Here is a 10,972-nt window from a genome sequence, read left to right on the forward strand (position 1 = left end):
TTGATATTAAAAAGTATTTGAATTTAAGAATCTAATAGAATTTAAAGGAATGGATGTTTTTATGAGATATCTCAAATTGACAAGGTTCTTTCTTTTGTTAGAATATGAACATAACTAAATATAGAAGGACGTAATTTAAATGGGGAAAAAGGAATTACAACGTTATTCACTCAGAAAGTCTAGCCTTGGTGCAGCTTCTGTTCTTTTGGGGACTGCAGTTCTTGCAGTAGGAGCTTCAAATGCAAGCGCTGATGAAGTGGCAACATCTACAGATTCAGTAACACCAGCAGTTGAAGCAACAGATGCTGTTGAAGAAAGCACTTCTGCCGTAGCAGATTCAACTGAGAAGAAGGTTGTTAACGTTACTGAAGAAGGCAACACAACTGTTACAACGAGTGAAGTAACAAATACAAGCTTAGAAGCTGCAAAAACAGCTGCAACTAACGAAGGGGTTGAGGTTAAGGAAGAACCTGCTCAAACCAAAGAAACTGTTGAAGCAGCTGCTGCAGATAATAAAGCACAAGCAGAGAAAATCAATACAGTCGTTTCAGATTATAAAGCGGCTAAAGAACAATACAAGTCAGATAAAGCTGACTATGATAAAGCAAAAGCAAACTACGATGCCAAATTAGCTGAGAAAGCACTTGCTGATAAAACAAATGCTGAGGCTCAGGCTAAATATGATACTGAAAAAACAGCTTATGATAAAGCTTCAGAGCAATACCAAATTGCTAAGCAAGCTTATGACTCAGCCCTTTCAGAGTACAAGACTAAGAAAGTTACTTATGATGCTAAGGTAGCAGAAAAAGAAGCAGCTGATAAAGAAAATGCCTTGTCTGCAGCTAAATACCAAGCAGAATTGGCAACTTATAACCAAGCAAAAGCTGATTATGAAGCAGCTCTTGCACAGTACAATAGTGATAAGGCCAAATACAATGCTGAAAAAGCTAATTATGATAATAAAGTAGCTGAAAAAGTTGTTATTGAAAAACGTAAGGCTGAAGCTGAAGCTAAATATCAAACTGAGCTAGCAGCATATAATGAAGCAAAAGCTAAATATGATGTAGAAAAAGCAGCATATGACAAGAATCTTGAACTTTATAACGCTAAGAAAACAGCTTATGAAGCAGATCTTGAAACAAAACAAGCTATTGAAAAATACAATGCAGATGCTAAAGCTAAATACGAAGCAGCCTTGGTTGTCTACAATGAGCAAAAAGCTAAATATGACCAAGAATACCTTGAGTATCAAAACAAATTAGCTGTCTACCAAACAGCGCTTAAACAATACCAAGAAGCTAAAACAGCTTACGATAAATACATGAATGATCCTGTATATCGTAACCTTAAAGATGCTGAAGTTGTTCAAGAATTGACCTTCCAACGTGAAAACGATGCAACACACAAAGTTGAAGGTGTAAGTAACTACTTGACAAAAGAAGCACAAGAGCGTCTTAACACAAGTAATGTTTTCCAATATGACTCTAACAAGTTACAAGCATCTGACATTGTTTCAAATAGCCCTTGGACAAATACTGAAGACGAGTGGGTTCAAGTTAAAGAAGGTGACAAATTTGTTGTTACTTATGATGGTTTGAACCAATCAAGCATGATTGTTGAGAATGAAGCATCAGCAATCAAACGTGTTGTTTACCGCTACGAAATTGTTAGCCTTCCATCAAATGACGGAAAAGGTATCGCGAAAATCAGTAAGGATCCAACAGTAACTATGACAGTTGGTGCATCAACTGATCAAGATAAACCAGTTAAAGTAGCAGTAGATGTTGAGTTTTACGATAAAGATGGTAAAATGTTCAACCTTAGTGAGCGTAATGCTATCGTAGCACTTAACTCACTAAACCACTGGAATGGTGCAGCTTATGTTGAAACATCTGAACGCCCACGTCCACTTACAGTAGAAGCGAAAGACGTTAATGGTAATACTGTCCGCGGTACATATAATCCTTACGCAGATGGCTCTACTTTGGCAATCCAAAACGGTGAAGTTGTTACTAAATCTGGATACGCTGATTTCGGTGGCGCTACTGTTAACATTTCTGATGAGAACCCGCTTAAGGTAGTTGTTCCTATCACTGACTGGAATGGTTCAGAATGGGTTGTCTCACGTGAAATTCCATCTGATGTAACAACTCTTAATGCTTCAGGTAGTGGTAATGGACACGCTCTTGGTAACCAAGATTATACATTTGGTGATAAAGATGATGTTATTGGTTCGTACAGCGTTTCTGCTGAAACTGGTTTGATTACATTCACACCTAAGAAAAAATACCAATCAACACGTCACCAAGAATATGTAAATATTGGTGATAACCAATTCATCGCTATTCCAAAATCATCAGTTACTTATGATGCTGCTACTAAAGAAGTAACATCAGTCAATGATAACCAATACATTGACCATGGTGCAGTCTTTAATGGTGAGACAACGTCTGAATTGACAGGTTGGGATAACGCTGATTCACCTTACCTCTATTATGGAGGTGCAGGTATCAAGATGACAAATGGTCACTTGGTATTTACTGCTGAAGGTGCAAATGCTGATGGTGCACCAACAGTATATTGGTTCGCAATCAACTCTAATCTTGGTTTGCCTAAGAATCCAGGTGAAAAACCTGAAGAACCTAAGGCACCAACACCACCAACAGCACCGGTTAAACCAGTTATTAAAACAGTTGGTATCAATCCACAAGAACCAACACCACCAACACCACCAAAAGAGCCAGTGGCACCAACGCCACCAACTCCAAAGGTAGTTGAAGTACCTGGTAAACCACAAGAACCAACACCACCAACAGGTCCAACGGCACCAACGCCACCAACACCAAAAGTGGTTGAAGTTCCAGAAAAACCGGTTGAACCAACACCACCAACAGGTCCAACGGCACCAACGCCACCAACACCGAAAGTAGTTGAAGTTCCTGCTAAACCAGTAGAACCTAAAACTCCTGAAAAACCAAGTGTTGTATGGCACAAGAACTATGTCGTTGAGAGAGAGTCTCACGTGGTACCACCAACACCACCGACTCCACAAACACCACCAACACCTGTTACTCCTCCAACTCCAGTGACACCGCCAACTACACCAACTCCAGATACTGAAGTTCCTGTAGTGCCTCAAGCTGAGTTGCCACAAACTGGTGAGCACACTAGCAATGCTGGATTTATTGGACTTCTTTCAATGATTTTTGCAGCCTTTGTAGGATTCTTCAAACGTCGTAAAGAAGATTAAGTGGTGCTATTAAATTAGTTCCCCATCAAAACTAGATTCTATTTAGAATCTAGTTTTTATTTTTGCTAGGTTTTACTCCCTCGTATCATTTCTATTTACTGTTGAAACATGTTATAATTATTTTGAACGACTATTATAGAAAGATGCAAGGAGACGAGCATGGAAGAACTTAAGAAAATCGCTGGCGTAACCGCTGCCAAATACGTTGAAGATGGAATGGTTGTTGGACTCGGTACAGGGTCAACAGCTTATTTCTTCGTGGAGGAAATTGGCCGTCGTATTAAGGAAGAAGGCCTTAGTGTTGTTGGAGTAACGACATCCAGTCAAACCACTAAACAAGCTGAAGGTTTAGGTATTCCTTTGAAGGCAGTGGATGATATTGACAGTATTGATGTTACTGTTGATGGCGCCGACGAAGTAGACCCTCAACTCAATGGGATTAAAGGTGGCGGTGGTGCCCTTCTGATGGAAAAAATCGTCGCTACACCTACGAAAGAATATATCTGGGTGGTGGATGAGTCAAAAATGGTTAATCAATTAGGTGCTTTCAAATTACCAGTTGAAGTGGTTCAATATGGTGCTGATCGTCTCTATCGTGTCTTTGAGTCGAAGGGCTATAAGCCATCATTCCGACTTACGGAGGAAGGTAATCGCTTTGTTACAGATATGAAGAACTATATCATCGATCTTGATTTAGGTAAGATTGAAAATCCAGTAGCTCTTGGTGAAGAACTAAAAGCTATGACAGGTGTTGTCGATCATGGATTGTTCAATGGTATGGTTAACAAAGTCATCGTTGCAGGAAAAGACGGTGTTAAGGTCGTTGAAGTCAAGGCCTAGTCCAATTTTGATTTCCCCTCACTTTTAATGAGGAAGACTAATTAATTTTTGTCAAACTATTAAATAATATAGAAAGGCAAGAGGTAATTTCGAAAAGATTTTATCTCTTTGTGGTGTTATTATGTCCAAATTTAACCGAATGCATTTAGTCGTTCTTGATTCAGTAGGAATTGGTGCTGCTCCAGATGCCAATGACTTTGTCAATGCAGGTGTGCCAGATGGTGCTTCAGATACCCTTGGTCATATCTCTAAATCAGTAGGATTGAATGTGCCAAATATGGCTAAGCTTGGTCTAGGAAATATTCCTCGTGAAACACCTTTGAAAACAGTACCAGCAGAAAGTAACCCAACTGGTTATGCAACAAAATTGCAGGAAGTTTCTCTTGGTAAGGATACGATGACTGGTCACTGGGAAATCATGGGTCTCAATATTACTGAACCTTTTGATACCTTCTGGAACGGATTCCCAGAAGAAATTCTCACTAAAATTGAGGAATTCTCAGGTCGTAAAGTCATTCGTGAAGCTAATAAACCATACTCAGGTACAGCTGTTATTGAAGACTTTGGACCTCGTCAAATGGAAACTGGTGAATTGATTATTTACACTTCAGCCGACCCAGTTCTTCAAATTGCTGCACACGAAGACATTATTCCATTGGATGAGTTGTATCGTATTTGTGAATATGCGCGTTCAATTACCCTTGAGCGTCCAGCTCTTCTAGGGCGTATCATTGCTCGTCCTTACGTTGGTGAGCCTGGAAACTTCACTCGTACATCTAATCGTCGAGATTTGGCTGTTTCACCATTTGCACCAACTGTTTTGGATAAATTGAATGAAGCTGGTATTGATACTTATGCCGTTGGTAAAATCAATGATATTTTCAACGGAGCTGGTATTAACCACGATATGGGCCACAACAAATCAAATAGCCATGGTATTGATAACTTGATTAAAGCTATGACTTCTGAAGATTTCAAACATGGCTTCTCATTCACAAACTTGGTAGACTTCGACGCCCTTTATGGACACCGTCGTGATCCACATGGATATCGTGATTGTTTGCACGAATTTGACCAACGTTTGCCTGAAATCATTGCTGCCATGCGTGAAGATGATCTCTTGATGATTACAGCAGACCACGGAAATGATCCAACTTATGCAGGTACAGACCATACTCGTGAATATATTCCTTTCTTGGCTTATAGCCCATCATTCAAAGGAAATGGACTTATTCCAGTAGGTCATTTCTCTGACATCTCAGCAACTGTCGCTGAAAACTTTGGTGTAGATAAAGCCATGATTGGTGAAAGCTTCTTGGATAAACTTGTCTAAAATGAAGCGCTATGCATTTTTGGTTCGTGGGATAAACGTTGGTGGTCGTCACAAGGTAGTCATGGAAGAATTTTGTCATGAGTTAAAAGAACTTGGGATGTCAAATGTTTCTTCCTATATAAACAGTGGAAATTTTTTCTTCGATTCATCCTTGATGAAAGTGGAACTCCTCTTAGTTTTAGAGAGATTTCTTAATAAGACTTATCCATTTATTAAGGTGTTTTCTCTTTTTACTCTAGATGATTACCAAAATGAAGTGGCATCTTTACCTAAGTGGTGGGAAGATGATTTCTATAGAAAAGATGTCCTCTTATATACTGAAAGACTTGATAAGAACGAAATGAGGAATGTTATTGAGTCTTTAGAGTTGGGAGATGAAATTATTCATCTTGGTCAACTTGGCATCTACTGGGGTAAATTTGATAAATCAAGCTATAACCAAACGGCTTATCATAAGAAGCTATTGAAAGCATCTTTTTATCCTTCTATAACCATTCGAAATGCAAGAACTTTTTCAAAAATTGGTCAGTTTTTAAGAATGAAATAAAATTAAGGGAGAATTAACATGTCGCTACTTGAAAAAATTAGAGTTACTCAAGCATTTTTGGAAAGTAAAGGAATTGAAAAACCTGAGTTTGGTTTAATTTTGGGTTCTGGACTTGGTGAGTTGGCTGAAGAAGTTGAAGACGCAGTTGTCATTGACTATGCGGATATTCCAAACTGGGGACAATCAACGGTTGTCGGTCATGCTGGAAAACTTGTTTATGGAACTTTGTCTGGACGTAAGGTTTTAGCTCTTCAAGGACGTTTCCATTTTTATGAAGGAAATCCGCTTGAAGTAGTTACTTTCCCTGTACGTGTTATGAAAGCTCTTGGATGCGAAGGAGTTGTTGTAACCAATGCAGCAGGTGGTATCGGCTTTGGTCCAGGTACTTTGATGGCCCTCACTGACCACATCAACATGACTGGTCAAAACCCATTGATTGGAGAAAACTTGGATGATTTTGGTCCTCGTTTCCCTGATATGTCTAAATCGTATACTCCAGAATACCGTGAGACTGCACATCGAGTTGCTGACAAATTGGGCATTAAATTAGATGATGGTGTTTATATCGGTGTGACTGGTCCAACTTACGAAACTCCAGCTGAAATTCGTGCTTATAAGACTCTTGGTGCAGATGCTGTTGGGATGTCAACTGTCCCTGAAGTCATTGTTGCAGCACATTCTGGTTTGAAAGTTCTTGGTATTTCATGTATTACCAACTTTGCGGCTGGTTTCCAAGAAGAACTCAATCACGAAGAAGTTGTGGAAGTGACAGAACGTGTTAAAGGGGATTTCAAAGGCTTGCTGAAAGCTATTTTGGCTGAACTTTAAAAAGGAATAATTGATGTCAAACTTAATGAATAATCCATTATTTCGTATCATTCGTGGAGTTTTTATAATTGCTTTCCTAACCATGGTTTGGTTGGTTATATTTTCTGCTATAGATACAAGTGGTAGTGAGATAGATTATGAACCATTTCAAGGAGCATCTATCGTATTTGCAGTTTTAAGCTATATCATAATAGTGTTTCTATTTCAATACCATAAAGTTGTTAACTTAAAAGAGTCAATTAAATCATCATACAGTGCAATTGAAATTAAAGAGCAGTATGTGGAAAAATTGATTGTACAACTGCGAGAACTGACTGATAAGATTGTAGACCATGAGTTAAAAATGTTTGTTAGAAAAAATGTTTCAGAATTGTTAGAGGAAAAAAAGTCTGTCAACAATTTGACTAACGATGAAAACAAAGCTAATCATTCAGAATCTAAGCGGAAGTCTTACGGTGAGTCTGGCAATTTTTCTAAACATGAATACTCTACTAAACTAGAGGAAACGAAGAATAAAATTATAGAGGAAATCGAAAGAGATACAAATATTACAGCTGATCAAAGTATAAAGGATTTGATTGCTGAGATTAAAGAGTCAGAAGTACTTGTTGCTAATCAAAAATTATACTACAATGAAATGGTTTCGCAATATAATAAAACAATTTACAGTTTGCCACTTGCTTTGTTAAGAACAACTTTAGGTCATTCAGAGATAAACTACTTATAACATAGAACAAAATCATTAAGACTAGAATATAGTTAAAAAGGTCAAAGAATGAAAGCTAGTTTTAGTTTTTCTAATTCAGCACGAGATTGCTTTACTATGAAATAAAAACAAAGAAGGGATTGACCCTACTCTAAAGACAGTAGGAAAAGTTGGTTAAAGCAATTTTAGCCATACTCTAATATATGGGTAATCAAGAGAAAAAGAGTTTGACTTGGCTCCCCAAGTCGATTAGGTTAAGTTTGGCTGTTTTGACAACCGGAATAGCTTCTGGTCTGATTGGTATTCTTTGCCACTATCTTTTAGATTTTATAAAGCTTCTTACTTTTGGCAATGATACGACAGATCTCTTGTTACAATTTAATTCTGTAAGTGCTTATCGACGCTTCGTAGTTATAGTGGTAGCTGGTGTCTTAGCTAGTATCTTTTGGTATTTCCTTCAGCGTCGAGTGTCCCTTCTTTCCATTAGAAAGGCTAAGCAACTCGTTGGCAAGAAGAGTCCAAATTTTCTTGGCCAAAGTCTACATGCTTTGGTGCAGGTAGCAATCGTTGGAGCAGGTGCTTCGGTAGGCAAGGAAGCAGCTCCACGAGAATTAGGTGCCTTGTGTGCTGGCAGTTTATCAAAAAAACTGGGTTTAGAAATTCCTGAAAGACAACTCATGATTGCATGTGGTGCAGGAGCAGGTTTAGCTGCGGTTTACCAAGTTCCCTTTGCCAGTACACTGTTTGTTTTGGAAACTTTGGGAGTTGCTTGGAAACTGAAAAACATTGGTATCATTCTTGTGACAACCTATTTGTCAGCTTATTGTGCTCGTCCAATTGTTGGTGGGAAAGCTATATATTTAGTTGATAAAGTAAGCTTACATCCTACTAGTTTGATACAGATTCTTGTTTTGGCGCTGTTTGTAACTCCGCTTGCTCTTATATTTAAAGTTTTAGCTAAAAAGGCGAGTAAAAGTCGTATAACAGATAAACATATTCTCTGGACCATGCCCGTCTCTTTTATAATATTAGGTGGTATTGTAGCTTTCTATCCTATAATCATGGGAAATGGTCAGGTTCTAGCACAATGGATGTTCTCTGGAGGAACTTCGGAATACCTTCCGATTTTGCTAGTAATCAAAGGGCTTATTGTGTGCTTGTTGCTATGGTCAGGTACTTATGGAGGGACACTGACGCCTTCGTTTACTTTAGGTGTCGGATTTGGTTTCTTATTAACAAGGTGTCTTGAGACTTTTGGTTTATCCCTAAATCCTAATCTAGGAATGTTACTTGGTGCAACCATATTTTTAGTAACAACTTTGGATGCTCCTCTGACGGGAATAGCCTTAGTTCTAGGTTTTACCGGTCAAGGAGGGCTAGTAGCAATTCCTCTAATCTTAGCGGGTCTACTATCAAGGATAATTAATAATAGATGGAAGAAAAAACAATGAATATTCATTTTATCTTACACGAAACGTTTGAAGTTCCAGGAGCCTATTTAAAATGGGCTCAAGACCGTGGGCATAATATCACATCAACCAAGGTATATGAGGAAGAGGTCCTTCCTGAAACCGTTGAAGGTATTGATTTTCTAATTGTGATGGGTGGTCCTCAGTCACCTGATGAGGATCGTCAGACCTTTCCTTATTATGACCCAAACGCTGAGATTGCATTTATGCAAAAAGCAATTACTGCTGATATCTATATTGTTGGTGTATGTTTGGGAGCTCAGCTTCTGTCTGTAGCCTATGGTGGTAAGTATGAGCATAGTCCAGAACGCGAAATTGGTGTGTTTCCAATAACACTTACGGATGATGGATTAGCTGATGAGCATGTCAAAGGTTTTGGCACAACTCTCAATACCGGCCACTGGCATGGTGATATGCCTGGAGTGACTGATAATGCTGTTGTTCTTGCTACTAGTCAAGGTTGTCCACGTCAAATTATTCGCTTTAGTCCTAAACACTATGCCTTCCAAGCACACCTAGAGTTTGATTCCCAAGCCATTGATTTGCTCATAGCTGCGGATGACGAAGAACACTTGCGTAAGCAAAATAAGGAGTTACCTTTTGTTCAAACACCTGAACAATTGCGTACCAACGATTATTCAGAAATGAACAAGAAGTTATATGATTTTCTTGATTCATTGACTCAAGATTAATCCACTTTTAAAAAAGTAATTATTTAACGACTATATATATAGTAGAAAAATTATTTAAAAATAAAACTTAAGAATGGTAGATAGTGTGTTCAGGTTGCTCTTTTACCATCAAAAAATAGAAAGGACGGGTTAACTGTATTCACTAAATTGAATACGGGCGGAGAACGAAGTAAAAAGATAAACTGTCTAGCATTTATATTGCGTCGTCAGTTTCCTATTATTACTTTGTTCTCTGTCGCCTATCCTGTATATAAAAAATGAAAGGAAGGGTAGTTCGGGTTTGAAACTGAACCCGGGCTAGAGGCTGTGTAAAAAAGATAAATCCTCCTAGATGCGAAGCATCTTTGTCGGATTTCCTATTTTTACTTTGCCTCTTTAACGCCCTTGGTATCTTATATTATGTCTATCCATATTGCTGCTAAGCAAGGTGAAATTGCTGATAAAATTCTCCTACCTGGAGATCCTTTACGTGCGAAATTCATTGCCGAGAATTTCCTCGAAGACGCTGTATGTTTCAATGAAGTTCGTAATATGTTTGGTTACACAGGAACATACAAAGGTGAACGTGTCTCAGTAATGGGAACTGGAATGGGGATGCCATCTATCTCTATCTATGCTCGTGAGCTTATTGTTGACTACGGGGTTAAAAAATTGATCCGTGTGGGAACTGCTGGTTCATTGAATGAGGATGTTCACGTTCGTGAGTTAGTTCTAGCGCAAGCGGCAGCGACAAACTCTAACATTATTCGTAACGATTGGCCACAATACGATTTCCCACAAATTGCAAGTTTCAATCTCTTAGATAAGGCTTACCACATTGCTAAAGAGCTTGGTATGACTACACATGTTGGTAATGTCTTGTCTTCTGACGTCTTCTATTCGAACTATGGTGAAAAGAACATCGAGCTTGGTAAATGGGGTGTGAAAGCTGTAGAAATGGAAGCAGCAGCACTTTACTACCTTGCAGCTCAACACCAAGTAGATGCTCTTGCCATTATGACTATTTCTGATAGTCTGGTTAATCCAGATGAGGACACAACAGCTGAGGAACGTCAAAATACTTTCACTGACATGATGAAAGTTGGTCTTGAAACACTAATTGCAGACTAGTTTGTAAAAGGACGCCATTTGGTCGTCCTTTTGTGTTGTAGCTAATATCTGTTCGGAGTGACAATAGGTTAAAATTTTTCAAACTACTATAAAAAAATAAAAATATTCGTAAGAAAGATGCTTTTAAGGAATAAGTAAATATCCGACAATTTAAAAAACAACCGCTAAAAATGTGAAAAACAACTTACAAAACAATG

9 protein-coding genes are annotated in these 10,972 nt (G+C 38.4%); all 9 read left to right on the top strand.

Annotated features, from left to right (window positions below):
* Positions 1–139: 139 nt before the first annotated feature.
* The 9 genes from NYE32_RS04745 to deoD all read left to right on the top strand — a co-directional run bounded on the left by NYE32_RS04745 (position 140) and on the right by deoD (position 10,775).
* Positions 140–3,250: a GbpC/Spa domain-containing protein gene (locus NYE32_RS04745; protein WP_156685387.1), complete on the top strand. Its 3,111-nt coding sequence runs from the start codon at positions 140–142 to the stop codon at positions 3,248–3,250.
* A 159-nt stretch (positions 3,251–3,409) separates the two neighbouring features.
* The gene (rpiA, locus tag NYE32_RS04750; protein ID WP_014634433.1) at positions 3,410–4,090 is read left to right on the top strand and encodes a ribose-5-phosphate isomerase RpiA; all 681 of its coding nucleotides are present in this window, start codon (positions 3,410–3,412) and stop codon (positions 4,088–4,090) included.
* Between the two features lie 121 nt (positions 4,091–4,211).
* Complete coding sequence (locus tag NYE32_RS04755) at positions 4,212–5,423, top strand: phosphopentomutase (RefSeq protein WP_002890878.1); 1,212 nt, start codon at positions 4,212–4,214, stop codon at positions 5,421–5,423.
* 1 nt (position 5,424) lies between these two features.
* Positions 5,425–5,970: a DUF1697 domain-containing protein gene (locus NYE32_RS04760; RefSeq protein WP_156685386.1), complete on the top strand. Its 546-nt coding sequence runs from the start codon at positions 5,425–5,427 to the stop codon at positions 5,968–5,970.
* An 18-nt stretch (positions 5,971–5,988) separates the two neighbouring features.
* Positions 5,989–6,798 (top strand): purine-nucleoside phosphorylase, encoded by an 810-nt coding sequence (locus NYE32_RS04765; protein ID WP_156685385.1) that lies wholly within the window; start codon positions 5,989–5,991, stop codon positions 6,796–6,798.
* Between the two features lie 13 nt (positions 6,799–6,811).
* Positions 6,812–7,525, top strand: a complete 714-nt coding sequence (locus tag NYE32_RS04770; RefSeq protein WP_156685384.1) for a LemA family protein — start codon at positions 6,812–6,814, stop codon at positions 7,523–7,525.
* Positions 7,526–7,707: 182 nt separating this feature from the next.
* Entirely contained in the window at positions 7,708–8,955 is a 1,248-nt protein-coding gene (locus NYE32_RS04775) for a chloride channel protein (protein WP_156685383.1), read from the top strand.
* A complete protein-coding gene (locus NYE32_RS04780; protein WP_156685382.1) occupies positions 8,952–9,665 on the top strand; it encodes a type 1 glutamine amidotransferase in 714 nt (237 codons plus the stop codon). Before NYE32_RS04775 ends, NYE32_RS04780 begins: the two co-directional genes overlap by 4 nt.
* 399 nt (positions 9,666–10,064) lie before the next feature.
* Positions 10,065–10,775, top strand: coding sequence for a purine-nucleoside phosphorylase (deoD, locus tag NYE32_RS04785; RefSeq protein WP_014634439.1), 711 nt, complete (start codon positions 10,065–10,067; stop codon positions 10,773–10,775).
* The last annotated feature ends 197 nt before the right edge of the window (positions 10,776–10,972 follow it).

This window comes from Streptococcus sp. FSL R7-0248, assembly GCF_037967965.1.
Lineage (GTDB): Bacteria > Bacillota > Bacilli > Lactobacillales > Streptococcaceae > Streptococcus.

Excerpts from the sequence above, each read along its gene's own strand:
- NYE32_RS04745 (WP_156685387.1), top strand. The coding sequence starts at position 140 with ATGGGGAAAAAGGAATTACAACGTTATTCACTCAGAAAGTCTAGCCTT.
- NYE32_RS04770 (WP_156685384.1), top strand. The coding sequence starts at position 6,812 with ATGTCAAACTTAATGAATAATCCATTATTTCGTATCATTCGTGGAGTT.
- deoD (WP_014634439.1), top strand. The coding sequence starts at position 10,065 with ATGTCTATCCATATTGCTGCTAAGCAAGGTGAAATTGCTGATAAAATT.
- NYE32_RS04760 (WP_156685386.1), top strand. The coding sequence starts at position 5,425 with ATGAAGCGCTATGCATTTTTGGTTCGTGGGATAAACGTTGGTGGTCGT.
- NYE32_RS04755 (WP_002890878.1), top strand. The coding sequence starts at position 4,212 with ATGTCCAAATTTAACCGAATGCATTTAGTCGTTCTTGATTCAGTAGGA.
- NYE32_RS04780 (WP_156685382.1), top strand. The coding sequence starts at position 8,952 with ATGAATATTCATTTTATCTTACACGAAACGTTTGAAGTTCCAGGAGCC.
- rpiA (WP_014634433.1), top strand. The coding sequence starts at position 3,410 with ATGGAAGAACTTAAGAAAATCGCTGGCGTAACCGCTGCCAAATACGTT.
- NYE32_RS04765 (WP_156685385.1), top strand. The coding sequence starts at position 5,989 with ATGTCGCTACTTGAAAAAATTAGAGTTACTCAAGCATTTTTGGAAAGT.
- NYE32_RS04775 (WP_156685383.1), top strand. The coding sequence starts at position 7,708 with ATGGGTAATCAAGAGAAAAAGAGTTTGACTTGGCTCCCCAAGTCGATT.